The following is a 25,071-nucleotide window of genomic DNA, read 5'->3' as shown; positions in this document are numbered from 1 at the left end:
CATTGAATGGATTACCAAGTCAGATTGAGGCTGGCCTGGCCCGTCGAGCCTTGAAGAATTCACTCAGCACAGTCCCACATTCCTCTGCCAACACCCCCCCTTCAAACAACACCCGATGATTCAAAAAGCCCTGGGTAAAAAACTGCCCCTGGCTTTGCACAATCCCCGCCTTGGGTTCCAACGCGCCGTATACCACCCGGGCCACCCGCGAATGCACGATCAAACCTGCGCACATGCTGCACGGTTCCAGGGTTACATACAGGGTGCTGCCCACCAGCCGGTAGTTGCTGATGGCTTGCGCCGCTGCGCGGATGGCGACCATTTCGGCATGGGCGCTGGGGTCGTTGCCGCTGATCGGGCAGTTGAAGCCACGGCCGATGATTTCGCCGTCCTGCACCAGCACCGCGCCCACCGGCACTTCGCCCAATGCGGCGCCTTGGGCGGCCAGGGCCAGGGCTTCGCGCATGAAGTCCTGGTCGCGGCTGCGGTCGATGATCGCGGTGGGGCGAAACTGGCGCATCACGCCACCTCGATGGCGGCCATCAGGCCGGTTTCCATGTGGTCGATCACGTGGCAATGGAACATCCATACCCCTGGGTTATCCGCCACCAACGCCACGCGCGCGCGCTCGTTTTTACCCAGCAGATAAGTGTCGGTGAAGTAGGGGATGACCTTGTGGCGGTTCGAGGCGATCACTTTGAAGCTCATGCCATGCAGGTGGATCGGGTGCTGGTATTGGGTCATGTTCTTCAATTCGAAGATGTAGCTCTTGCCCTTTTCCAGCTTGGCGATGGGGCGGTCGGCGCAGGTCTTGTCGGTGATGTCCCAGGCTTTGCCGTTGATCTGCCACAGGCTCGGCGGCTTGCCGTTGTCGACATTCACCGAAACAGAGCCCACCCATTCGAAATTGAAGTTGAGTTTCTCTGCATTGGCCAGGTCCGGCTCGCTGATCGGGTTGGCGGGCAGCGCGGGCGGCCATTGCGCGGGGGCATCCGTGCTGGCCACCGAACGGAACGTGCCAAGGCGCACCGGGCCGTTGCGGATCGACAGTTCTTCGCCGGCCGGCGGTGCCTTGATCGCCAGGCAGATGCGCATGCCGGGGCCCAGCCAGTATTCCTTGCCCATCGGGCGCGGTTCGATGGGGTTGCCGTCCAGGGCGTAGATCTGCGCCTCGACATCCGGAATATTGAGGCGATAGGTCAAGGTGTTATCGAGGTTGAGCAGGCGCACGCGGGTGATCTGCCCGGCCGGCAGATCGATCACCGCCTGGGATACGCCATTGATCGTCGACAGCCGCCCAGCGGTGCCACCACGCGCGGCTTCACGGGGAATACTGAAGGCGACGAACGCGCCCTCTTCGTCCACGTGCCAGCTTTTCAGGCTCAGGGTACGTTCGTGCTTGAAACCGGTGGGCTCGCGTTCTTCGATGATCAGCGGGCCCACCAGGCCACGGCCGAGTTCCTCGCTGCTGTTCACATGGGGGTGATACCAGTAGCTGCCGGCGTCCGGCACACGGAATTTGTAGTCGAAGTATTCGCCAGGCAGCACCGGCAATTGCGAGACGTAAGGCACGCCGTCCATTTCCAGCGGCAGGCGGATGCCATGCCAATGGATGGTGGTAGCGACCGGCAGGTGGTTGATAAAGCGCACCCGCAGCCATTCGCCCTGGCGCACCCGCAACTCGGTGCCGGGCGCCGAGGAGCCGAACGCCCAGGCTTGGGTCTTGTGCCCCGGCACCAGTTCCACGTCCAGCGGTGCGGCGATCAGCTCGTAATCGTGCCCAGCCTCGGCCTCGGCCTCGGCAACTTTCCCCAGCCAATAGCGGTAGGCGCCACCGGCCCCCACACCCACTACGGCCAGGCCTGCAAGACCACCCAGGATTTGTCGACGGGAAAAGGATCGGGACACAACAACCTCGCGTATCGGCGGCAGGCCAGGGGCCCGCGAAGGGCTGATACGATACACCTGCACCGGCTAAACAGTAAGGCTTCGCATTGCCGCATGGCTCAATTGTAATGTTCGATGAAGATCACATGTGGGAGCTGGCTTGCCTGCGATAGCGGTGTATCAGTCGCTGATTGGCTGCCTGACCGATAGCTATCGCAGGCAAGCCAGCTCCCACAGGGATCGGCGGTGTTTGTCAGGACTTGGCGGCAGCCAGGATCAGCGCCTTCATCTCGGCCACGGCACCTTTGAAGCCGACGAACAGCGCATGCGCCACCAGCGCATGGCCGATGTTCAGTTCGTTGATTCCCTTGATCGCGGCCACAGCTTCGACGTTGTGGTAGTGCAGGCCATGGCCGGCATTGACGATCAGGCCCTGCTTGAGACCGCAGCTCACGCCCTCAATAATGCGCTGCAGCTCGTCGGCCACTTCGGTCGGGGTGGTGGCGTCGGCGTAACGCCCGGTGTGCAGTTCGATCGCCGGTGCGCCGACGCGGCGCGAGGCTTCGATCTGGCGCTCGTCGGCGTCGATGAACAGCGAGACTTCACTGCCGATCTTCGACAGGCGCTCCACCGCGGCCTTGATCCGCGCTTCCTGGCCGGCCACGTCGAGGCCGCCTTCGGTGGTCAGCTCCTGGCGGGTTTCCGGCACCAGGCAGATATGCGCCGGGCGGATGCGCTCGGCGAACTGCATCATTGCTTCGGTGACGCCCATCTCGAAGTTCATGCGGGTTTGCAGCACGTCCTTGAGCAGCAGCACGTCGCGCTCCTGGATGTGGCGGCGGTCTTCGCGCAGGTGCACGGTGATGCCGTCGGCGCCCGCTTCTTCGGCGTCCAGCGCGGCCTTGACCGGGTCAGGGTAGCGGGTGCCCCTGGCCTGGCGCAGGGTGGCGACGTGGTCGATGTTGACGCCAAGAAGAATGCGATTGCTGGTGGTCACGGAAGCGCTCCTGAAAAGGGAAAGAATCGGTGCACAGCATACACGGGGATGTCAGGGCTTTCGAAACAACTCGCGACTGACCAACGGCCGCCCGCCCAGGTGCACGGCCAGGGCCTGGCGCATCAGACGCTTGGCGGCGGACAGCGCACCCGGCGCGGTCCAATCCGCTTCGCTCATGGCCAGCAACTCGGCGCCCTGGAACAGGCCGGGTTGCAGCAGGTACACGCGCTCAAGGCCGGCGTCCACTTGCAGGCGGTAGAGGCCGTCGGCGGCGATGGGGTCACCATGCAGGTCGTTGGCCAGTTCGAAGCCGTAGCCCAGGTCGTCGAGCAAACGCCATTCGAACGCGCGCAGCAGTGGTTCCAGCGGGCGGCCTTCGGCCAACGCCAGCAGGGTCGCGGCGTAGTGATCAAAGACGCCGGGGTGGGGGTCTTCAGCAGGGAGCAGGCGGATCAGCAGTTCGTTGAGGTACAGGCCGCTGAACAGGGCCTCGCCATTGAGCCAGGCGGAGGTGCCGACGCTTTCCAGGCGACCGACATTCTTCAACTCACCCTTGCCGCGAAACTCCACGTCCAGGGCCACGAAGGGCCGCGCCAGCGTGCCGGCCTTGCCCCGCGCGCTACGCAAGACCGCGCGCAGGCGACCTTGGGGCGTGAGGAAGTCCACCAGGGCGCTGGTCTCGCGGTAGGCGCGGCTGTGCAGGACGTAGGCGAGTTGGCTGGGGGGGGAAGCGGACATGGGGCTCTCTTCGCAGAACGTGAAACAGCGCCGATCCAATGTGGGAGCGGGCTTGCCCGCGATGGCGGTATCACAGTCAACATCTCTGCTGAATGTTACATCTTCATCGCGGGCAAGCCCGCTCCCACAGTGTATTGCGGTGTGCTCTGAACCGGTTACAGGTCGCCGTAGCCGAGCGAACGGAGTGCACGCTCATCATCGGACCAGCCACCCTTCACCTTCACCCACAGGTTGAGCATGATCTTGGAGTCGAACAGCAATTCCATGTCCTTGCGCGCCTCGGTGCCGATGCGCTTGATGCGCTCGCCCTTGTCGCCAATGATGATCTTCTTCTGGCCATCGCGTTCGACGAGGATCAGCGCATGGATGTGCAAAGTCTTGCCCTGCTGCTTGAACTCTTCGATTTCGACGGTGATCTGGTACGGCAGCTCGGCGCCCATCTGGCGCATGATTTTCTCACGCACCAGTTCGGCGGCGAGGAAACGGCTGCTGCGGTCGGTGATCTGGTCTTCCGGGAAGAAGTGCTCGTTCTCCGGCAGGTAGCCGGCGATCACGCGCTCCAGAGCTTCGAGGTTATGCCCGTGCTGGGCCGAGATCGGCATGATCTGGGCATTGGGCAGTTGTTCCTGCAGCCAGGTCAGGTGCGGCATCAGCTCGGCTTTGTCTTCGATGCGGTCGGTCTTGTTCAGCGCGACGATCAACGGGCCGGTGACGTACTGCACACGCTCGAGGACCATCTGGTCCTCATCGGTCCACTTGGTGCGGTCGACCACGAAGATCACCACGTCGACGTCTTTCAACGCCGCCGACGCGGTTTTGTTCATGTAGCGGTTGAGGGCTTTCTCGCCGCCTTTGTGCATGCCCGGGGTGTCGACGTAGACCGCTTGCACGCTGCCTTCGGTCTTGATGCCCAGCATGTTGTGGCGGGTGGTCTGCGGCTTGCGCGACGTGATCGCCAGCTTCTGGCCGAGGATGTGGTTGAGCAGCGTGGACTTGCCCACGTTGGGACGGCCGACGATGGCAACGTAGCCACAGCGTGTTGCGGTTGAATCAGTCATGGCCATTCTCCACGCCCAGGGCAATCAGTGCTGCAGCGGCCGCTACCTGTTCGGCAATACGACGGCTCACACCCTGACCTCGGCTTTTTTCATTCAGTAAGGTGATTTCACATTCCACGAAGAACACGCGGCAATGCGGCTCGCCCTGGATATCCACCACTTCGTAGCGTGGCAGTTCGCAACCACGGGACTGCAGGTATTCCTGCAGGCGGGTCTTGGGGTCTTTGTTGGTGTCGACCAATGTGAGGCTTTCGATTTCCGAAGCCAGCCAGGCGACCACGCGCTCCTTGGCCATCTCCATCCCCGCATCGAGGTAGATGGCGCCGATCAAGGCTTCCAGGGCATCCGCCAGGATCGACTCGCGACGGAAACCGCCGCTCTTCAATTCACCGGAACCCAACCGCAGGTACTCGCCCAGGCCGAAACCTCGGGCCAGCACGGCCAGGGTCTCGCCTTTCACAAGGCGTGCACGCAGGCGCGAAAGCTGGCCTTCGCGCGCTTGAGGAAAACGCTCGAACAGCGCCTCACCGGCGGCGAAATTGAGGATGGCATCACCGAGGAATTCCAGGCGTTCGTTGTTGCGCCCTGCAAAGCTGCGGTGTGTGAGGGCAAGGACCATCAATTCCTGGTCCTTGAAGGTGTAGCCGAGCTGGCGCTCGAGACGGCTTAAAGAAACGCTCACGGTTTACCCATATCTGTTTGGTGGCACCGGCGGCCATCGACGATTGACGCAGTGTTCAAATTCAAATCCTGGTTGGTGCTGCATGAGGCAGGACCGATTTGTCCCCACCCCAGAAAAGCATTCGGCGCTGTGTTCACAGCGCCGCCTGTATTACTTGATCAGCCCGACCCGCGAGAAATTCGGCAGGTGGCTGAGTTTGGGTTCCGGCCAGCTCATCCAGACCGCAAAGGCCTTGCCGACGATATTCTGGTCGGGAACCATGCCCAGCAGGTCCTTGGGAATGTTGGGGTCATCCCAGTACCGGCTGTCATTGGAGTTGTCACGGTTGTCGCCCATCATGAAATAGTGCCCGGCCGGCACTTTCCACTGGCCGTCCGGCGTGGCGCGGTAGCGGCTCATTTCCTTGCGGATCTGGTGCTCGACCGCACCGAGTTTTTCCTGATACAGCTCGGCGCTGCCCAGGGTGTTCGGCTCGGAACCCAGCAGCTTTTCGGCCACCGACTCACCGTTGATGAACAGGCGCTTGTCGCTGGTATAGCGAATCACGTCGCCCGGCAGGCCGACCACACGCTTGATGTAGTTGACGTTCGGGTCGCTCGGGTAGCGGAACACCATCACATCGCCACGCTGCGGGTCACCGATCTCGATGACCTTCTTGTCGATCACCGGCAAACGGATCCCGTAGGAAAACTTGTTCACCAGGATGAAGTCGCCCACGTCCAGGGTAGGTTTCATCGACCCCGACGGGATCTGGAACGGCTCCACCAGGAACGAGCGCAGCACCAGCACGATGAACAGCACCGGGAAGAACGACTTGCCGTATTCAACCAGCAGAGGCTCTTTGTTCAGCTTCTCGACCACCACCGCATCGGGCTGGCTGACGCTGCCCTGATAGGACGCGATAGCCGCCCGGCGACGCGGGGCGAAGAACACCAGATCGAGCAATGCCAACAGACCGCAGACGGCAACGGCGATGACCAGCAACAGCGGGAAATTTAGCGACATAGGACCTAACTATCCAACCTGAGCACCGCAAGGAAGGCTTCTTGTGGAATTTCCACGTTGCCCACTTGCTTCATGCGTTTTTTACCGGCCTTTTGCTTCTCAAGCAGCTTGCGCTTACGGCTTACGTCACCGCCGTAGCATTTGGCCAATACGTTCTTTCTGAGAGCCTTGACGGAGGTCCGCGCAATGATCTGCCCGCCAATGGCGGCCTGGATCGCGACGTCGAACATCTGGCGCGGAATCAGTTCTTTCATTTTTTCGGTCAACTGGCGACCTTTGTAGTGCGCGTTGTCCTTGTGCACGATCAGTGCCAAGGCATCCACCTTGTCGCCGTTGATCAACACATCCAGCTTCACCAGGTTGGCCGATTGGTAACGGTCGAAATGGTAGTCCAGCGAAGCATAGCCGCGACTGGTGGATTTGAGACGGTCGAAGAAGTCCAGCACCACTTCGTTCATCGGCAAATCGTAGGTCACTTGCACCTGGGTACCGAGGAACAGCATGTCGTGCTGTACGCCACGCTTTTCGATACACAGGGTAATGACGTTGCCCAGGTGTTCCTGCGGCACAAGGATATTGGCGCGCACGATCGGTTCGCGCATGTCTTCGATGGAAGACAGGTCTGGAAGCTTGGACGGGTTGTCGACGTAAATCGTTTCACCGGTTTTCAGCAGCAGCTCGAAAATAACGGTCGGCGCGGTGGTGATCAGGTCCAGGTCGTATTCGCGCTCGAGGCGCTCCTGGATGATCTCCATGTGCAGCATGCCCAGGAACCCGCAACGGAAGCCGAAGCCCAGGGCGTCGGAGCTTTCCGGGGTGTACTGCAACGACGAGTCGTTGAGGGTGAGCTTTTGCAGGGCTTCGCGGAAGTCTTCGAAGTCGTCGGAGCTGACCGGGAACAGGCCGGCGTAGACCTGTGGCTGGATGCGCTTGAAGCCTGGCAGCACGTCGACGTCGGGGGTGGAGCTCAAGGTCAGGGTGTCACCGACCGGTGCACCGTGGATATCCTTGATACCGGCGATGATAAAGCCGACTTCACCGGCCTTCAGGTCAACAGTGGCGGTGTGCTTGGGGTTGAATACACCGACGCTGTCCACCAGGTGGATCTTGCCGGTGGACTTTACCAGGATCTTGTCGCCCTTCTTCACGCGGCCATGGCGCACGCGTACCAGGGAGACAACGCCCAGGTAATTGTCGAACCAGGAGTCGATGATCAACGCTTGCAGCGGATCTTCGTAGTTGCCGGTGGGCGCGGGGATGGTCTTGACCAGGCGCTCGAGCACTTCGTCGACGCCCAGGCCGGTCTTGGCGCTGCACTCGACGGCGTCGGTGGCGTCAATGCCGATGATTTTTTCGATTTCTTCTTTTACGCGGTCCGGATCGGCTTGCGGCAAGTCGATCTTGTTCAGCACCGGCATCACTTCCAGGCCCTGCTCGATGGCCGTGTAGCAGTTGGCCACGGATTGGGCTTCGACGCCCTGCCCCGCATCCACCACCAGCAGCGCGCCTTCGCAGGCGGCCAGGGAACGGCTGACTTCATAGGTGAAGTCGACGTGGCCCGGGGTATCGATGAAGTTGAGCTGGTACTTGATACCGTCTTTGGCGGTGTAGTACAGGGTAACGCTGTGGGCCTTGATGGTGATCCCGCGCTCGCGTTCGAGGTCCATGGAATCCAGTACCTGGGCTTCCATTTCACGCTCGGCAAGGCCGCCGCACATCTGGATGAATCGATCGGCCAGCGTCGACTTACCATGGTCAATGTGGGCGATGATGGAGAAATTGCGGATATGACTCAAATCACTCACGGATCAACACTCAAAAAGGCTGCAGGCAGATTGCCCGCTGAAAAATAGCCGGGAATTGTACCTGATGCTCGGGCCAGGCGTCATCTTTGCTGACCAGAACAAAAATGCCCCGCTTATACAAGCGGGGCATTTTTTGTGCATAAGCGCGGTATCAACCGGCTCGGCGCAACAGCCAGAACCCGGCCAGGCCGCAGATGGCCGTGGGCACCAGCACTGCGAACAGCGGTGAGAAGCCGAACACCAGGCTCGACGGGCCAAGCAGGTCCTGGGCGATGCGGAAGGTAAACCCTACCAGCACACCGGTAAACACGCGCTGGCCGAGGGTTACCGAGCGCAAAGGGCCGAAGATGAACGAGATGGCCATCAGCACCAGCGCGGCGGTGACAACCGGTTGCAACACCTTGACCCAAAATGCCAGCCAGTAACGACCGTTGTTCAGGCCCTGATCCTTGAGGTAGTGGATGTAACCCCACAACCCGGAGATTGGCAGGCTTTCCGGGATCATCACAACGGTATTGAGCAGCTCCGGCTTGAGGGCGATGTCCCACTCTTCGCTCGGTACATTGATCACTTCGGTGCTGGCTTTGGTGCCTTGGCCGATATTACGGAAGTAGGTGGTGGTGACGTCGCTGAGTTGCCATTTTTCATCGCTGTATTGCGCACGTTTGGCGAAGCTCGACGACAGCAGGTGGCGTTCCTTGTCGAAGTTGTAGCGCGTCACGCCAATCAACAGGCCGCCGGGTTGTACAGCGTTGATGTGGATGAATTGGTCACCCTGGCGATGCCACAGGCCGTGCTTGGAGCTTTGCGCATCGCCCGAACCCTGGGCCAGCGCGCGATTGGCCTGGGCCGTGGTTTCGGCGGGCGGCGCGACGTATTCGCCGATCAGCACGCTGCAGGCCATCAGCAGCAGCATGGGCTTCATCACCGCCCAGACGATACGGCCAATGGACACGCCGGCGGCGCGCATGATGGTCAGTTCGCTGTTGCTGGCCAGGCTCCCCAGGCCGATCAGGCAGCCGATCAGCGCGGCCATCGGCATCATGTCGTAGAGGCGACGCGGTGCGGTGAGGGCCACGTAGCTCAGCACGTCCCACACGGTATAGGTATCGCTGACGTTGCCCACTTCATCGATGAAGGCGAACAACGACGCCAGGCCCAGGATGATGCCCAATACCGCCAGGATGGCGATCAGTACGCTGCTACCAATGTAGCGATCGAGCTTAGCCACGAGCCAACTCCTTCTGGCCACGACGGCTCTTCATTTTCAAACGGATCGGTTCCCAGTAGAGCAGCCCCAGGCCGATCACCAGGAAGATCCCATGCACCCACCACAGGCCCAGGGTCGGCGACAGCTTGCCTTTTTCCAGGGAGCCACGGGCGGAGATCAGGATGGTCAGGTACGCCATGTACAACAGGATTGCCGGCAGCAGCTTGAGGAAACGGCCCTGGCGCGGGTTGACACGCGACAGCGGCACGGCCATCAAGGTCACGATAAATACCAGCAGCGGCAGTGAGATTCGCCATTGCAGCTCGGCGATGGAGCGCAACTCATTGCTGCCGAACAGTTCGGTGGTGGGGATGGCGTCGCGGTCGGTGACTTCATCACTGATATCCGGACGCGCCAGCATCACGCCGTAGGTGTCGTACTGGATGGCGCGGTAATCGGCCATGCCCGGGCTGCCGTCGTAGCGATAGCCGTTTTCCAGGATCAGGTAGCGGCTGCCGTCCGGGCGCACTTCCTGGCGACCCGAATCAGCCACCAGTATGGAAATACCGCGGTCCTTCTTGTCCTGGCCCAGGCGTTTCTCGGAGATGAACACCCCGCCCAGGTTGGCGCGGTCGTCGGTCAGGGTTTCGGTGTAGGTGACCCGGGAACCGTCATTGAGCGCCTGAAAACGGCCGGGCTCGAGGGTGTCGAACTCGGTCATCGCGTCCTGTTTGTTCAGCACCAGCTGGAACTGCATGGCGCCCTGGGGCGCCAGGCTCAGGCTCAGCCAGGCCACGATCAGCGCGACGCCGGCCGCCGGGATCATGGTCATGCCCAGCAGGCGCTGCTGGCTCATGCCGGTTGCCGAGAGCACGGTCATTTCGCTTTCCAGGTACAGGCGGCCGTAGGCCAGCAGGATCCCCAGGAACAGGCCCAACGGCAGGATCAACTGCAAAAAGCCTGGCAGGCGAAAGCCCATGATCAGGAACAGCGAGCCTGGGTCCAGCGCGCCCGAGGCAGCCTGGGCCAGGTATTTGACGAAACGACCACTCATGATGATGACCAGCAGGACCGCACTCACGGCACTCAGGGTCAACAGGACTTCGCGGGACAGATAACGGAAGACGATCAAACCAGACACTCCAGGGTTGTCAGGCTAAGGCGGCCAAACAAGCAAGCATACCGAGTCAGCCCCTCTACACAGGGCCGGCTAAAAAGATGGCGCATTATCCTGTGATTGACCGCGCCTGTCACGGAGCTTGCTCACGCACATGCATAAAGCCGGTGCCAAGGGTTGTCAGGCTCCGCCGGCGAGGTTCAAACTGCGGCCTTTGTCGCCGGCGGTTTACACAGCCGCCTGGTATTAAAGCCGGAGTACAGACTCCTGGCTAACCGACCTTTATAAGGGACCCGAAAATGGAATTGGTTGTAAAAAGCGTTAGCCCCGAAACGTTGAAAACCGCCACCCTCGTGGTCGCCATCGGCGAAGGCCGCAAGCTCGGCGTTGCCGCCAAGCTACTCGACGAACTCAGCGGCGGCGCCATCAGCGCGGTGCTCAAGCGCGGCGACCTGGCCGGCAAAGTCGGCCAGAGCCTGCTGCTGCAAAGCCTGCCCAACCTCAAGGCTGACCGCGTATTGCTGGTGGGCGTGGGCCAGGATGCCGAACTCGGCGACCGCCCGTTCCGCAAAATCATCAACGCCATCCTCACCACCCTCAAGGGCCTGGGTGGCAGCGACGCAGCACTGGCGCTCGATGAAATCGTGGTCAAAGGCCGTGACAGCTACGGCAAGACCCGCCTGCTGGCTGAAAGCCTGGTGGACGGCGGTTACCTCTTCGACCAGTTCAAGAGCCAGAAAGCCGAACCACGCGCCCTGAAAAAAATCACCCTGCTGACCATCAAGGCGGCCCAGGCTGAAGTCGAACGCGCCGTGACCCACGCGACAGCGATCGCCAACGGCATGTCCTTCACCCGCGATCTGGGCAACCTGCCGCCGAACATCTGCCACCCGACCTTCCTGGGCGAACAGGCCAAGGCGTTGGGCAAAGAGTTCAAGGGCTTGAAGGTTGAAGTGCTGGACGAGAAGAAAATCAAGGAACTGGGCATGGGCTCGTTCTATGCCGTGGGCCAGGGCAGCGACCAGCCGCCACGCCTGATCGTGATGCAATACAACGGCGCCAAGAAGTCCGAGAAGCCCTATGCCCTGGTCGGCAAAGGCATCACCTTCGATACCGGCGGCATCAGCCTCAAGCCAGGCTTGGGCATGGACGAGATGAAGTACGACATGGGCGGCGCCGCCAGCGTGTTCGGCACCCTGCGCGCCGTACTGGAGCTCAAGCTGCCGATCAACCTGGTGTGCATCCTGGCCTGCGCCGAGAACATGCCGAGCGGCGGCGCGGCCCGTCCGGGCGACATCGTCACCACCCTGAGCGGCCAGACCGTCGAAATCCTCAACACCGACGCTGAAGGCCGCCTGGTGCTGTGCGATGCCCTGACCTACGCCGAGCGCTTCAAACCGCAGGCGGTGATCGACATCGCGACCCTGACCGGCGCCTGCGTGGTGGCCCTGGGCGCCCACACTTCGGGCCTGCTGGGCAACAACGACGAGCTGATCGAGCAACTGCTCAGCGCCGGCAAGGCAGCCGACGACCGCGCCTGGCAACTGCCGCTGTTCGATGAGTACCAGGAGCAACTGGACAGCCCGTTCGCCGACATCGCCAACATCGGCGGCCCGAAAGCCGGCACCATCACGGCTGCCTGCTTCCTGTCGCGCTTTGCCAAGAATTTCAACTGGGCGCACCTGGACATCGCCGGCACGGCCTGGACCAGCGGCGGCAAGGACAAGGGCGCAACCGGCCGTCCGGTGCCACTGCTGACCCAATACCTGCTGGACCGCGCCAAGGCCTAACCCTGTAGGAGCGAGCTTGCTCGCGATGGTCGTTAACGATGACTCGGGAAACCAGGTTGATCGCGGCGACCTTGCGTTTTTCGCGAGCAAGCTCGCTCCTACACATTCCGGGACGGTCATCGCGCCGTCTCGGTCTCAGGAACCGCAATGACCCAAGTCGACTTCTATATATTGCCCAGCGCCGACCCGCTCGCGCGCCTGGACTTCGCCTGCAAACTCACCGAAAAAGCCTGGCGCATGGGCCATCGCATCTACCTGCATTGCAGCGATGCCAGCCAGCGCGACGAACTTGATGCCCGCCTGTGGCGCTTCAAGGGCGAAAGCTTCGTGCCCCACGGCCCCGCCGAGTCTGAACCTGAAGGCCTGGTGGTACTGGGTTTGGGCGACAATTGCGGCGATCACCATGACCTGCTGGTCAACCTGGACCTGAAAGTACCGCCGTTTGCCAAGGGCTTCGCTCGCGTGGCCGAAGTGGTGGTGGAAGATCCGGCGATTCGTCAGGCCGCGCGGGAGAGTTTCCGTTTCTACCGCGAACAGGGCTATCCTCTGCAAGATCACCGGCTACAACGACTTTGAGCACATGATGGACACTCCAAAACCGCTGAAAAAAGACGACCACTTGCTGGACGACCTAGAGTCGATCCGCCAGTTGCTGGGTGATGATGGCTTGCAGCCGCCACTTCTGACCGAGTTGGTCAATGAGGTGGTGCAGATTCCAATGTTGCTGGAAATGTCCGACGGCAAGCCTGCTCCCACGCCGGCCGAACCGCCTGCCGCCGAAAAAACCCAGGACGCCCTGCTGCTGCACCTGGATGCCGAACTGCGCGCCGCCGCGCAATTGATCATGCAAGACGTGATCGCCGACTTTGCCCCGCATATAGAGACCGAGATCAAGCGACGGATGGATGCGCGCATGGAGCGGTTGCTCAGCCAGTATCAGTCTTGAGGCCTGCATGGATTCCTGTGGGAGCTGGCTTGCCTGCGATGGCGGTATAACAGTCACTGAAGATGTTGACTGACACACCGCTATCGCAGGCAAGCCAGCTCCCACAATGGTTTTGCATACAGCTCGAACCCGTCTTCAACTCGCCCTCTCCCCCATCCCCCGTTATACTTGCCGGCTTTCCTGAATAAATGCCAACTAGGGTCCCGCCGCGCATGGATAAGACCTACCAGCCGCACGCTATCGAAACTTCCTGGTACAACACCTGGGAATCCGAGAATTATTTCGCCCCGCAAGGCGCGGGCGATCCCTACACCATCATGATCCCGCCGCCGAACGTCACCGGCAGCCTGCACATGGGCCATGGCTTCAACAATGCGATCATGGATGCGTTGATCCGTTTCCGCCGCATGCAGGGTCGAGACACCCTGTGGCAGCCTGGCACCGACCACGCCGGTATCGCCACGCAGATGCTGGTGGAGCGCCAACTCGAAGCCACCGGCCAGAACCGTCATGACCTGGGTCGCGAGAAATTCCTGGAAAAAATCTGGGAATGGAAAGACCAGTCCGGCGGCAATATCAGCCGTCAGATCCGTCGTCTGGGCTCGTCCGTCGATTGGAGCCGCGAGCGCTTCACCATGGACGACGGCCTGTCGGAAGCCGTGAAAGAAGCCTTCGTGCGCCTGCATGAAGACGGCCTGATCTACCGCGGCAAGCGCCTGGTCAACTGGGACACGAAGTTGCACACGGCGATTTCCGACCTTGAAGTGGAAAACCACGACGAGAAAGGCTTCCTGTGGAACCTGAAGTACCCGCTGGCCGACGGCGTCAAGACTGCTGAAGGCAATGACTACCTGATCGTCGCCACCACCCGCCCGGAAACCATGCTCGGCGACGCCGCCGTCGCGGTTAACCCGAACGACGAGCGCTACCAGGCGCTGATCGGCAAGTTCGTCGAGCTGCCGCTGGTTGGCCGCCGCATCCCGATCATCGCGGACGACTACTGCGACCCGGCGTTCGGCACCGGCTGCGTGAAAATCACCCCGGCCCACGACTTCAACGACTATGAAGTCGGCAAGCGTCATAACCTGCCCTTGCTGAACATCTTCGACAAAAACGCCGCCGTATTGCCGGCCTGCCAGGTGTTCAATCTGGACGGTACGCTGAACGACAGTGTCGACGGCAAGATTCCGGCCGAATACGCAGGCCTTGACCGTTTTGAAGCGCGCAAGCAAATCGTTGCCGCCTTCGACGCCGCCGGGTTGCTGGTCAGCGTTGATGATCATGGCCTGAAAGTGCCGAAGGGCGACCGTTCCGGCACCGTGATCGAGCCGTGGCTGACCGACCAGTGGTATGTGTCCACCAAGCCTTTAGCCGAACCTGCGATTGCCGCCGTTGAGGATGGCCGCATCGCGTTCGTGCCCAAGCAGTACGAAAACATGTACTTCTCGTGGATGCGCGACATCCAGGATTGGTGCATCAGCCGTCAGCTGTGGTGGGGCCACCGCATCCCGGCCTGGTATGACGAGTCGGGCAAGGTGTATGTCGGCCGCGACGAAGCCGAAGTGCGCGCCAAGCACAATCTGGGCGCGGACGTTGCACTGCAACAGGACAACGACGTGCTGGACACCTGGTTCAGCTCGGGCCTGTGGACCTTCTCGACCCTGGGCTGGCCGCAGCAGACCGAATTCCTGAAGAAGTTTCACTCCACCGACGTGCTGGTCACCGGTTTCGACATCATTTTCTTCTGGGTTGCCCGGATGATCATGCTCACCATGCACTTGGTGAAGAACGAAGACGGCACGCCACAGGTACCGTTCAAGACCGTGTACGTGCACGGCCTGGTGCGTGATGGCCAGGGCCAGAAGATGTCCAAGTCCAAGGGCAACGTCCTGGACCCGCTGGACATCATCGACGGCATCGACCTGGAAACCTTGGTACAGAAGCGTACCTCGGGCCTGATGCAGCCGAAACTGGCGAAGAAGATCGAGAAGCAGACCCGCGACGAGTTCGCCGATGGTATCGCCAGCTACGGCACCGACGCCCTGCGCTTCACCTTCTGCTCGCTGGCCTCCACCGGCCGCGACATCAAGTTCGACATGGGCCGCGTCGAAGGCTATCGCAACTTCTGCAACAAGATCTGGAACGCCGCGCGCTACGTGCTGGACAAGGGCGAGGACTGCGGCCAGAACGGCGAAGCCTTCGAACTGAGCCTGGCCGACCGCTGGATCATTTCGCAGTTGCAGCGCACCGAAGCCGAAGTGACCCGCCAGCTCGACCAGTTCCGTTTCGACCTGGCCGCACAGGCTTTGTACGAGTTCATCTGGAACCAGTATTGCGACTGGTACCTGGAACTGTCCAAGCCGGTGCTGTGGGACGAAAACGCGCCGGTCGAACGCCAGCGCGGCACCCGTCGCACCCTGGTGCGCGTGCTCGAAGTGGCGCTGCGCCTGGCGCACCCGTTCATGCCGTTCATCACCGAAGAAATCTGGCAGCGCCTGGCGCCGCTGGCCGGTATCGAAGGCAAGACCATCATGCTGCAACCTTGGCCGGTGGCCAATGAAGCACGCATCGACGAGGCCGCCGAAAGCGATATCGAATGGCTCAAGACCCTGATGCTCGGCACGCGCAACATCCGCGCCGAGATGAACATCGGGCCGGGCAAGCCGTTGGCGGTATTCGTGAAGAACGCCAGTGCTGAAGACCAGCGCCGTCTCACTGAAAACGATGCGCTGCTCAAGAAGCTGGCGAAGCTGGAGTCGATCACCGTATTGGCTGCTGGCGCCGAAGCTCCGTTGTCCGCCACCGCACTGGTCGGCGACATGGAAGTGCTGGTGCCGATGGCCGGCCTGATCAACAAGGGCGCGGAACTGGCCCGTCTCGACAAGGAAATTGCGCGCCTGCAAGGCGAAGTGCAGCGGGTGGGCGGCAAACTGTCCAACGCGGCATTCGTCGACAAGGCACCGGCTGAAGTCATCGACAAGGAACGCGCCAAACTGGCCGAGGCTGAACAGGCCCTGGGCAAGCTGGCGGAGCAACATGCGCGGATTTCCAGCCTGTAAGGTGTAAGCCGTGTAGAAAAAGAGACCTTCGGGTCTCTTTTTTTTCGCTGGATATTCCCGATTTCCTGCTGGCAACACGGTCAGTGTGGGAGCGGGCTTGCTCGCGAAAGCGGTGTATCAGATACAGAGTCAGTGACTGACCCAACGCTTTCGCGAGCAAGCCAGCTCCCACAGTTGAGTGAGTTGGGCTCAGAATGTGTGACAATGCCCACCACTTTGAGCCAAACCCAGAATCAACATGACCGCCCCCACTACGCCAAAACCTCCGCGCAAGAAGCCTAAGACCGCAGCCACGGCCAAACCCGTCGCACCGCGCAAAGAGGCCACCCTGCACCCGCGCAACCGCCACACAGGCCGTTACGACTTCCCGGCGCTGATCAAGACCACGCCGGAACTGGCGCAATTCGTGATCATCAACCCCTACGGCAAGGAAAGTATCGACTTCGCCAGCCCCGATGCGGTGCGGGTGTTCAACCGGGCGTTGCTCAAGTCGTTCTATGGCATCCAGCATTGGGACATCCCGGCCGATTACCTGTGCCCGCCGGTGCCAGGCCGTGCCGACTACGTGCACTTCCTCGCCGACCTGCTGGCCAGCACCAATGAAGGCAAGATCCCGCGCGGGTCGATCGTCAAGGTGCTGGACATCGGCATGGGCGCCAACTGCGTCTACCCGCTGATTGGCTACATGGAGTACCGCTGGAACTTCCTCGGCTCGGAAGTCGACCCTACCGCCGTGGCCGCCGCCAAGGCCATCGTGCAGTCCAACGACCTGAGCAAGGTCATCCAATTGCGCCTGCAAGCCAACCCCAAGCACATCCTGTTGGGCCTGATGGAGCCGGGTGAACGCTTTGACCTGACCATGTGCAACCCGCCGTTCCACGCGTCCATGGAAGAAGCGACCAAGGGCAGCGAGCGCAAATGGCGCGCCCTGGGCAAGGCTGACCCGAAACGCAAATTGCCGGTACTGAACTTCGGTGGCCAGTCGGCCGAGCTCTGGTGCCCAGGCGGTGAAGCGCGCTTTGTGACGCAGTTGATCGCCGAGAGTGCGCACTTTGCCCACAAGGTGCTGTGGTTCAGCACCCTGGTGTCAAAGGCATCGAACTTGCCGGTGATCGAGACCGCCCTGAAAAAAGCCGGCGTGCTGGAAAGCCATGTGGTGGAGATGTCCCAGGGCCAGAAGCAAAGCCGCTTTGTGGCCTGGACCTTCCAGACCAAGAACGAACAGCAGATCTGGCGTCAGCGCTGGGTTCGCGACTAACCCTTTATCACAGAACCGCAGGCAACAAAAAACCGTGCCCGGATCGCTCCGGAGCACGGTTTTTTTTGCTGCGTCTTACTTGTTAACAGCGTCGGTCAGGCCTTTGGCCACAACCAGCTTGATAACTTTCTTGGCAGCGATTTCGATGGCAGCGCCAGTCGAAGGGTTACGGCCAGTACGGGCAGGACGCTCGGTCACTTTCAGTTTGCCAACGCCTGGCAAAGTGATTTCGCCGCCGTTTTCCAGCTGATCAGCAACAACTTGGCTCAGTTGGTCCAGCAGAGCGCGCACGGTGGTTTTCGGTGCGTCTACTGCTTCAGCCAGGTCAGCGATCAGTTGGTCTTTAGTAATAGCCATTGTGGTGTTCCTTCCCTATCAAATTCATATGGATTGCAGAGTGCAGTGTCAGCCATCGAGCCCGACCGTCAAGGCCTGGCACCCCCGGCTATAACCACGGAGATCGGGGTTATAGATGCTTGAAACGGGGATTGGTTCGACCTGACAGATGCTGAATGCACGCTTATCGCCGAGACTTGGCGTAAGACGGGGCAAAACTAGCACAGAGACGGGGAAATATCCGCTTCTACCTACCCATTTGGTCAGCTTTATCGCTCTAAACCGTGAAAAAAAGGCATATCGCCCGTCGGACGGCGGCCAAAACCGCCTTCCAGGCGTGTCTTGGCCAATGGGTGCGGTACACTGGGCGACTTTTTGGGGAGGCCCACCGCTCCCCTTCAACCAGCCGAGAAGCCTATGCCGATCCGTCATTGCATCGTCCACCTGATCGACAAAAAACCCGACGGCACACCTGCGGTTCTCCACGCCCGCGACTCCGAGCTTGCCGAGTCGGCCGCCATCGAGAACATGCTTGCCGACCTCAACGAGAGCTATAACGCCAAACAAGGCAAGGCCTGGGGTTTCTTCCATGCCGAGTCCGGCGCGCACCCGTTCAGCGGCTGGTTGAAGGAATACTTCGACGGCGGGCAGGATTTCACCACCTTCAGCCGCACGGCAGTGGAACACCTGCAGAAACTGATGGAAGAATCCAACCTCTCCGTCGGCGGCCACGTGCTGTTTGCCCACTATCAGCAAGGCATGACCGATTACCTGGCCATTGCCCTGCTGCACCACAGCGAAGGCGTGGCGGTGACCGACGAGCTGGACGTGACCCCGTCGCGCCACCTGGACCTGGGCCAGTTGCACCTGGCGGCGCGCATCAACGTCTCCGAGTGGCAGAACAACAAGCAGTCCAAGCAGTACATCTCATTCATCAAAGGCAAGAATGGCAAGAAAGTCTCGGAATACTTCCGTGACTTCATCGGCTGCCAGGAAGGCGTCGACGGCCCGGGCGAGACCCGCACCCTGCTCAAGGCCTTCAGTGACTTCGTCGAGAGCGAAGACCTGCCGGATGAATCCGCCCGCGAGAAAACCAAGACCCTGGTGGACTACGCCAGCAGCCAGGCCAAGCTCGGCGAGCCCATGGGTCTGGAAGAACTGTCCGGCTTGATCGATGAAGATCGGCCGAAGGCGTTCTACGACCATATCCGCAACAAGGATTACGGCCTGTCGCCGGAAATCCCGGCGGATAAACGCACGCTCAACCAGTTCCGCCGCTTCACCGGCCGCGCCGAGGGCTTGTCCATCAGCTTTGAAGCGCACCTGCTGGGCGACAAGATCGAGTACGACGAAGCTGCCGGCACCTTGATCATCAAGGGCCTGCCAACCCAACTGACCGACCAGCTCAAGCGCCGTAACTGATGCTTGGCGGGGTTTTCAAGAAAGTCCTGCTGGTGTTGCTGGTCGTGGTGGTGATCCAGAACTGGGGCAAGATCGAGCGGGTATTCAACCCGTCGCAGGTGGTTTCGCAGCAGATCCGCGCTTCAGCGCGGGTGACGCTGTATGCCACCGAGTGGTGCGGCTACTGCAAGCAGATCCGCCGCTTCCTGGACCAGAAGGGCATCCCCTACCAAGTGTTCGATATCGAGAAGGATGCCCAGGCGCGCAAGGCGTATGAGGCGTTGGGCGGTGGCGGGATTCCATTCGTGGCGGTCAACGGCACTTTGATCCGCGACTACAGCCCCGAGAAGATCATGGCCGCGCTGGAGTAATCAGCGCAGCACAATCATCCGGCCCAGTAAGCTGTGCTGCTCGAACCCCAGCACAGCCTGCAAGGCATTGAGCACCGCCTGCGGGTCTTTGCTCGGGAAGCTGCCGCTGACGCGCCGGGCGCCCAACTCGCCGTTGAGCAACAGGATGCGACCCGGGTAGTAACGCTCGAGGTCCTTGAGCACGTCGGCCAGGGGCGCCTTGTAATAGTTGAGCCAGCCATCGCGCCAGGCCAGGCGGGCTTCGCTGTCGACCGCGTGCAGCGGGTCGGCGATGCCGTCGGCGTAAGCCACTTGCTGTCCTGCTGTAAGAATTTGCTGCCGGCCCTGCCTGGATGGCGCCACGCCAACCCGCCCGGAAAGCACCGTTACCTGAGCCCCCGCCGGTTGCAGGCGCACTTCGAATTGCGTCCCCAGCACCCGCGCCTCACCGTTGCCGGCCTCCACGACGAAAGGCTCACCGGTGTGGGCCACGCTGAAGAAACCGGCGCCACGGCGCAGCTGGATATGCCGCTCACCCTGGCTGAAGTTGACGGCAATGGCGCTGTCGGCATCGAGGGTGACCCGGGAGTTGTCGGCCAGTGTGACGGTCTTGACCTCCCCCGGCGCCGTCACGTAATCGGCGCCAAAGTCATCGACCCAACGTGACGGCTGCCAGCCGGCGCCCGTGGCGATCATCAGCATCAGGCAGGCCGCCATCGCCAGCGCGCCGGACCAACGCAGCGTCCGTGAGCGCTTCGATGTGTTCATCGCCTTGAGGTAGCCCTGCAGCGCCAGCGCCTCCTCGTCCGCCAGTGTTCGCGCTGGCACTTCGCTCAGCTCCCACAGCACCTGCGCCCGCGAATAAGCCTCGACATGCGCAGGGTCCGCCCGCAGCCAGTGGCTGAAGGTGGCTTGGTCGGCGCTGCTGGGTTGGTCGTGCAGCCGGCTCAGCCAGGCCAGCGCGGCGTGTTCCTGGTCAGGCGTGGGGGTGACGTTCACGGTGCATTCCCTGGCGTGCGTGGGGTCGATGGTTCGCGAAGGCTGGCTTTGCAGGCTTCGAGCGCGCGCATCATATGTTTTTCCACCGCGCTTTGGGACAGGCCCATGGCCTTGGCGATCTCTGCGTACTTGCGGCCATGGATACGGTTGAGCAGGAAGATCTGCCGCGTACGTTCCGGCAAGCTGCGCAACGCGGCCTCGACGTGGCGCAGATCATTGCCGGCTTCCAGCGCCGCCTGGGGTTCGCAGCCCTGATTGCCGTGCTGTTCGGGCAGCCAGCCTTCGCTGCTACGTACACGTGCGCCTTCGCTGCGCAGGTGGTCGATGGCGATATTGCCAGCGCAACGCAACAGGTAGGTGCTGAGTTCTTCGACCTGCACCAACGGTCGGCGCCAGAAGCGCAGGAACAAGTCCTGCACCAGGTCGGCCGCCGTGGCGCGGCAGCCCACGCGGCGATTCACCAAGGCTTCCATCTGTGAACGCTGGGACAGGAACACCTGCAGGAAATGCGCACGCCCACCTGCCGGCTCAGCGTGCTGGCTGTCCTGGGATTCGGGTGGGGTGCTGATCATCATCGGTGGCTCAGAGGGTAGCGAAGGCCGCAACGGGACTGGCCAGCAGGCCGACGCCCGCCAGGATCAACGCGAGCCTTGGCCGATACGGCAGCAGCAGCACCAGCAGCAATGCGCTGAGCATCAATACGGCGCACCACTGCACCAAGCCCTGGCCCCAACCGGCGACAGTGACTGCCGGCCAGATCGCCACGGTCAGCAGCAACCATCCCAGCACACGCAAGCCCAGGCGCCGACGCGGCGACGGTTTGCTGTGCAGCAGTTCGCCATGGTGACGGTCGGTAGACAGGCACAGTGCCACGAAGCCGGCGTAACACATCAGCAATGCGAGGAGCATTCAGTTCACCCCCTGCTTGAGCGCCAACGGCCGCGCGCGCTCAGCCTTGGCGTGCGGCGCGGTGCGATGCTGCATCTTCCAGGCGGCCCAGCCGAGGAACACGCCGCTGGCCAGGCAGGTCAGGTCGAAGCCGGCCATGGCCCAGTCGCCGGTCGCCAGTGAAACACCCAAGTGATGCGAGGTGGTCAGCGCATTGAGCAGCGGGATGGCGATAAACAGCAGCGCGCCGATGCTCAGTTGCTCGACCCACCCCTGGCGGCCGCGACGCAACATGGCGTGCAACAGGCTCAGGCCCCAGGCGATAAAAAAGCTTTGCACTTCCCAGCCAGAACGCTCGGCGAAGCTCACCGGCAACAAACGGTTGGCCCAGAAAAACGCCGCAATGGCGATCATCAGCCCGGACATGCTGGCGATATTCAGTACTTCCACCAGCCGCAACTCAAATGGCATCGACGCGGCTTTGACGTGCTTGAGCTGGCGTTTGCCGAGCCAGATCACCAGCCCGGTGCCGATCATCGCCGTGCCCGCCAGGCCGCAGATAAAGTACAACCAGCGCAACACCGGACCGGCGAAATGGCCCATATGCAACCCGTAGAAACTGCCGCCGATCACCGCAGGCAGCGACGGCTCGCCACTGACCCGCAGCAGCTCGCCCGTGTTGCCGTTGAAGGACACCGTAGTGCCGAAGTCATGCACGACGCTGTCGGAACCGGCGCGGAACACATTGACCGAGGCGTTCACATCACTCGGGTTGTTCACCGCCAGCCGCCCGACGTGTCCGCCCGCCCAGTGCTCGCGCGCCTGTTCGTACATTGGCACCAGCGGCTTCAACTGCCCAGGCTGTCCGAGCGCCGGCGCATTGTCGGTGGCCGGGAACACCTCGCTGAAGAAGGCGCGGGTGTCGTTGCCATACGAGGCCAGGATCGGCGCCGGCATCACCATGCTCATGAAAATCACCAGGCTGCTGTAGGTGATCATCAAGTGAAACGGCAACACCAGCACGCCCACCGCGTTATGCCCGTCGAGCCATGAACGCTGGCCTTTGCGGGGGCGGAAGGTGAAGAAGTCCTTGAAGATTTTCTTATGGGTGATGATCCCGCTGATCAACGCGACAAACATCACCATCGCGGCGATGGTCGACAGCCAGCGGCCCCAGGGATGCGGCATTTGCAGTTGGAAGTGGAAACGGTAGAAAAATTCGCCGCCCATGCTTTCACGGGCCTCCACAGCCTGGCCGGTAACCGGGTCGAGGGTTTTGCGCACGAAATTGCCGCGTTTGCCGGGGTCGACCTTGTCTTGCCACATCACCGACAGGCCGGGATCGCGGCTGTCCGGCAGGGTGATAAACCAGCGCGCGGCCGTGGGCGCCACTTGCTGCAAATAGGTTTGGGCGACGGTCAGGCTGCGCGCATCGTCCAGGGGATGGGCCTGCACTTCCGGCTGCATCCAGTGGCTGATTTCATCCTTGAAATACGCCAGGGTGCCCGTCAGGAAAATCGCGAACAGCAGCCAGCCGAAGATCAACCCGGCCCAGGTATGCAACCAGGCCATGGCCTGGCGAAAGCCCTCTTTCATGTGCGCGCCATCCAAAAACCCAGCCCCGCCAGCGTGGCAAATGCCGCGCTCGGCAGCATCACACCGAACCAGGCGCGCACGGCGCTGCGGCAGGCGAAACACCAGAGCACGGCCAACAGATAGAACACGAATGAACTCATCATCCCGGTGATCACGGCGTCGGCGCGGGAAGTGGGCATCCACAGCGCCAGGCAGATGCTGGCCAGGGAAGCCATCAGATAACCACCGATGACGGCAGCCAGCACGCGCGAGGTAACGGCGAGGCGATAGGAGACAGGCAAGGTTTTGCTTTTCATGCGGGAGGCGCCAGGTTCATCAGCCCACAATATTAATGATAAATATTCTCATAAGCAAAACAGAACGGATGAATCGCCTGCGCCACTTAATGAGATGCAGGATTGCCGAAGCCCCTCGCGCCCCCTACAATGAGAACAATTCTTGTTCTCTAAAGCATGCCGATGCCAGCGGAGCGTTCCAGTTGAGCCCGTCCAACACCGTCGAAGTTCTGTACAACGACCACCACCACTGGCTCACCGGCTGGTTGCGACGCAAGCTCGGCTGCCCGGAAAGTGCCGCCGACCTGGCGCAGGATACCTTCATCCGCGTGCTCACCGCTCGGGAAACGCCGACGTTGATCGAGCCCCGCGCGTTCCTCACCACCGTCGCCAAGCGCGTGCTGTTCAACTTCTATCGCCGCCAGGACCTGGAGCGCGCCTACCTCGATGCATTGGCGCAAATGCCCGAACACGTGGCGCCGTCGGAAGAAGAACGCGCAATCATCCTGCAAACCCTGCTCGAACTGGATCAACTGCTCGACGGCTTGCCGACCCAGGTCAAGCGCGCCTTCCTGCTGGCTCAACTCGATGGCCTGACCTACGCGCAGATTGGCGCTGAATTGGGCATTTCCATCGCCACCGTCAAACGCCACCTGAACAAAGCGGCCATGCGCTGCTATTTCGCCCTATGAATGTTTCTACTCAAGTCGCCGAACAAGCCGTGCACTGGCTGATGGAAATGCAGCAAGGCGCCCTCAACCCGCGCCAGCAGGCGGCCTGGCAGCATTGGTTGAACGCCCACAGCGACCACCAGCGCGCCTGGGACCACATGCAGCGCGTCAACCAGCGCCTGCGCGGCATGCCCTCCGGGCTGGCCCACGCGGCCCTGAACGCGCCGACGTCCACCAGCCGGCGCAAGGCCCTGAAACTGCTGTTGATCCTGGGTGCCGGCTCGGCCGCCGCCTGGAGCCTGCGCCAGCAACATCTACTGCCACCACTGAGCGCCGATTACCGCAGCCCGGTCGGCCAGCGACGCAAGGTGCAACTGGCCGACGGCAGCCAGTTGCAGCTCAACACCGGCAGTGCGGTGGATGTGCATTTCGACGGCCAGCAGCGCCTGGTCCGCCTGCTTCAAGGTGAGATCCTATTGACCGGCGCCGCCGGCAACGCACCGCTGCAGGTGCTGACCGGCCAGGGCCTGCTCACCAGCCAGGCGGCGCGCTTGAACGTGCGGCAGTTCAGCGATCACACGCAACTGGCGGTGTTAGGTGGGCGCGTCGACGTGATGCCCAACATTTACAGCGGCCTACCGCTGACAGTCCTGGCCTCGCACCAGGTCAATGTCACGCGCAAAGGCTGGGACACCCCGCGTCCCACCGACACCAACAGTGGCGCCTGGGCCGACGGCATGCTGGTTGCCGCCCACATGCGCCTGGAAGATTTCCTCGGCGAACTCGGCCGCTACCGCCGCGGCCAGCTCAATTGTGATCCACAGGTGGCCGACCTGCTGATATCCGGCAGCTACCCGCTGGACGACAGCGAGCGCATTCTCGATCTGCTGGAAGTGAGCTTGCCGGTCAAGGTGCGACGCTTTACCCGCTACTGGGTGACGGTCCAGGCAAGCGCCTGAATTTTTTTCGAAATTTGTGAGCCGTTTTCCACACCTCGCGTGAC

At 61.7% G+C, this 25,071-nt stretch carries 25 protein-coding genes; 9 read left to right on the top strand and 16 right to left on the bottom strand.

Annotated features, from left to right (window positions below):
- Positions 1-19: 19 nt before the first annotated feature.
- The 10 genes from tadA to lptF form a co-directional block, all read right to left on the bottom strand.
- Entirely contained in the window at positions 20-520 is a 501-nt protein-coding gene (gene tadA, locus BLL36_RS10360) for a tRNA adenosine(34) deaminase TadA (protein WP_076951332.1), read from the bottom strand.
- Positions 520-1,908, bottom strand: coding sequence for a multicopper oxidase family protein (locus tag BLL36_RS10355; protein ID WP_130925924.1), 1,389 nt, complete (start codon positions 1,906-1,908; stop codon positions 520-522). The genes tadA and BLL36_RS10355 overlap by 1 nt, the downstream gene beginning before the upstream one ends.
- A 232-nt stretch (positions 1,909-2,140) precedes the next feature.
- Positions 2,141-2,884: a pyridoxine 5'-phosphate synthase gene (pdxJ, locus tag BLL36_RS10350; protein ID WP_076951330.1), complete on the bottom strand. Its 744-nt coding sequence runs from the start codon at positions 2,882-2,884 to the stop codon at positions 2,141-2,143.
- A gap of 51 nt (positions 2,885-2,935) precedes the next feature.
- Complete coding sequence (gene recO / locus BLL36_RS10345) at positions 2,936-3,622, bottom strand: DNA repair protein RecO (protein WP_076951329.1); 687 nt, start codon at positions 3,620-3,622, stop codon at positions 2,936-2,938.
- A 155-nt stretch (positions 3,623-3,777) separates the two neighbouring features.
- Positions 3,778-4,680, bottom strand: coding sequence for a GTPase Era (gene era, locus BLL36_RS10340; protein ID WP_003234112.1), 903 nt, complete (start codon positions 4,678-4,680; stop codon positions 3,778-3,780).
- Positions 4,673-5,362 carry a ribonuclease III gene (gene rnc / locus BLL36_RS10335; RefSeq protein WP_076951328.1) on the bottom strand — a complete coding sequence of 230 codons (690 nt, stop codon included), beginning with the start codon at positions 5,360-5,362 and terminating at the stop codon, positions 4,673-4,675. The genes era and rnc overlap by 8 nt, the downstream gene beginning before the upstream one ends.
- 150 nt (positions 5,363-5,512) lie before the next feature.
- Positions 5,513-6,367 carry a signal peptidase I gene (gene lepB, locus BLL36_RS10330; RefSeq protein ID WP_076951327.1) on the bottom strand — a complete coding sequence of 285 codons (855 nt, stop codon included), beginning with the start codon at positions 6,365-6,367 and terminating at the stop codon, positions 5,513-5,515.
- 5 nt (positions 6,368-6,372) lie between these two features.
- Positions 6,373-8,172: a translation elongation factor 4 gene (lepA, locus tag BLL36_RS10325; RefSeq protein WP_049709830.1), complete on the bottom strand. Its 1,800-nt coding sequence runs from the start codon at positions 8,170-8,172 to the stop codon at positions 6,373-6,375.
- A 151-nt stretch (positions 8,173-8,323) separates the two neighbouring features.
- Complete coding sequence (gene lptG, locus BLL36_RS10320) at positions 8,324-9,403, bottom strand: LPS export ABC transporter permease LptG (protein ID WP_076951326.1); 1,080 nt, start codon at positions 9,401-9,403, stop codon at positions 8,324-8,326.
- Positions 9,396-10,514 (bottom strand): LPS export ABC transporter permease LptF, encoded by a 1,119-nt coding sequence (lptF, locus tag BLL36_RS10315; protein ID WP_076951325.1) that lies wholly within the window; start codon positions 10,512-10,514, stop codon positions 9,396-9,398. Before lptF ends, lptG begins: the two co-directional genes overlap by 8 nt.
- Positions 10,515-10,798: 284 nt before the next feature.
- Between lptF and BLL36_RS10310 the strand changes: the two genes are divergently transcribed.
- The 5 genes from BLL36_RS10310 to rlmF all read left to right on the top strand — a co-directional run bounded on the left by BLL36_RS10310 (position 10,799) and on the right by rlmF (position 17,552).
- The gene (locus BLL36_RS10310) at positions 10,799-12,289 is read left to right on the top strand and encodes a leucyl aminopeptidase (protein WP_076951324.1); all 1,491 of its coding nucleotides are present in this window, start codon (positions 10,799-10,801) and stop codon (positions 12,287-12,289) included.
- 147 nt (positions 12,290-12,436) lie between these two features.
- Positions 12,437-12,865, top strand: a complete 429-nt coding sequence (locus BLL36_RS10305) for a DNA polymerase III subunit chi (RefSeq protein ID WP_076951323.1) — start codon at positions 12,437-12,439, stop codon at positions 12,863-12,865.
- A gap of 7 nt (positions 12,866-12,872) precedes the next feature.
- Positions 12,873-13,235 (top strand): DNA polymerase III subunit chi, encoded by a 363-nt coding sequence (locus BLL36_RS10300; RefSeq protein ID WP_076951322.1) that lies wholly within the window; start codon positions 12,873-12,875, stop codon positions 13,233-13,235.
- 212 nt (positions 13,236-13,447) lie between these two features.
- A complete protein-coding gene (locus BLL36_RS10290) occupies positions 13,448-16,294 on the top strand; it encodes a valine--tRNA ligase (protein WP_076951320.1) in 2,847 nt (948 codons plus the stop codon).
- A 238-nt stretch (positions 16,295-16,532) separates the two neighbouring features.
- The gene (gene rlmF / locus BLL36_RS10285; protein WP_076951319.1) at positions 16,533-17,552 is read left to right on the top strand and encodes a 23S rRNA (adenine(1618)-N(6))-methyltransferase RlmF; all 1,020 of its coding nucleotides are present in this window, start codon (positions 16,533-16,535) and stop codon (positions 17,550-17,552) included.
- 75 nt (positions 17,553-17,627) lie between these two features.
- Here the strand turns inward: rlmF and BLL36_RS10280 are convergent, their stop codons facing one another.
- Complete coding sequence (locus BLL36_RS10280; protein ID WP_003188840.1) at positions 17,628-17,909, bottom strand: HU family DNA-binding protein; 282 nt, start codon at positions 17,907-17,909, stop codon at positions 17,628-17,630.
- Between the two features lie 396 nt (positions 17,910-18,305).
- Between BLL36_RS10280 and yejK the strand changes: the two genes are divergently transcribed.
- Together yejK and BLL36_RS10270 are read left to right on the top strand one after the other, a co-directional pair.
- Entirely contained in the window at positions 18,306-19,310 is a 1,005-nt protein-coding gene (gene yejK / locus BLL36_RS10275; protein ID WP_076951318.1) for a nucleoid-associated protein YejK, read from the top strand.
- Entirely contained in the window at positions 19,310-19,660 is a 351-nt protein-coding gene (locus BLL36_RS10270) for a glutaredoxin family protein (protein WP_076951317.1), read from the top strand. The genes yejK and BLL36_RS10270 overlap by 1 nt, the downstream gene beginning before the upstream one ends.
- Here the strand turns inward: BLL36_RS10270 and BLL36_RS10265 are convergent, their stop codons facing one another.
- Genes BLL36_RS10265 through BLL36_RS10245 form a run of 5 tightly spaced genes read right to left on the bottom strand, consistent with a single transcriptional unit; the run spans position 19,661 to position 23,418 of the window.
- Positions 19,661-20,638 (bottom strand): FecR family protein, encoded by a 978-nt coding sequence (locus BLL36_RS10265; RefSeq protein WP_076951316.1) that lies wholly within the window; start codon positions 20,636-20,638, stop codon positions 19,661-19,663. It lies immediately after the preceding gene.
- A complete protein-coding gene (locus BLL36_RS10260; protein ID WP_076951315.1) occupies positions 20,635-21,213 on the bottom strand; it encodes an RNA polymerase sigma factor in 579 nt (192 codons plus the stop codon). The genes BLL36_RS10265 and BLL36_RS10260 overlap by 4 nt, the downstream gene beginning before the upstream one ends.
- Before the next feature lie 7 nt (positions 21,214-21,220).
- Entirely contained in the window at positions 21,221-21,547 is a 327-nt protein-coding gene (locus BLL36_RS10255) for a DUF3325 domain-containing protein (protein ID WP_076951314.1), read from the bottom strand.
- On the bottom strand, positions 21,548-23,122 hold the full coding sequence (locus BLL36_RS10250; protein ID WP_076951313.1) for a PepSY-associated TM helix domain-containing protein: 1,575 nt from the start codon (positions 23,120-23,122) through the stop codon (positions 21,548-21,550).
- Positions 23,119-23,418 carry a DUF3649 domain-containing protein gene (locus BLL36_RS10245; protein WP_076951312.1) on the bottom strand — a complete coding sequence of 100 codons (300 nt, stop codon included), beginning with the start codon at positions 23,416-23,418 and terminating at the stop codon, positions 23,119-23,121. The genes BLL36_RS10250 and BLL36_RS10245 overlap by 4 nt, the downstream gene beginning before the upstream one ends.
- Positions 23,419-23,600: 182 nt before the next feature.
- Here BLL36_RS10245 and BLL36_RS10240 point away from each other — a divergent pair, with 182 nt between their 5' ends.
- Together BLL36_RS10240 and BLL36_RS10235 are read left to right on the top strand one after the other, a co-directional pair.
- The gene (locus BLL36_RS10240; protein WP_076951311.1) at positions 23,601-24,089 is read left to right on the top strand and encodes a sigma-70 family RNA polymerase sigma factor; all 489 of its coding nucleotides are present in this window, start codon (positions 23,601-23,603) and stop codon (positions 24,087-24,089) included.
- Positions 24,086-25,027 (top strand): FecR domain-containing protein, encoded by a 942-nt coding sequence (locus tag BLL36_RS10235; RefSeq protein WP_076951310.1) that lies wholly within the window; start codon positions 24,086-24,088, stop codon positions 25,025-25,027. Before BLL36_RS10240 ends, BLL36_RS10235 begins: the two co-directional genes overlap by 4 nt.
- Positions 25,028-25,071 lie beyond the last annotated feature (44 nt).

Source organism: Pseudomonas cedrina subsp. cedrina (assembly GCF_001983175.1).
Classification (GTDB): Bacteria; Pseudomonadota; Gammaproteobacteria; order Pseudomonadales; family Pseudomonadaceae; genus Aquipseudomonas; species Aquipseudomonas cedrina.
This window is presented reverse-complemented; position numbering and strand designations above follow the sequence as displayed.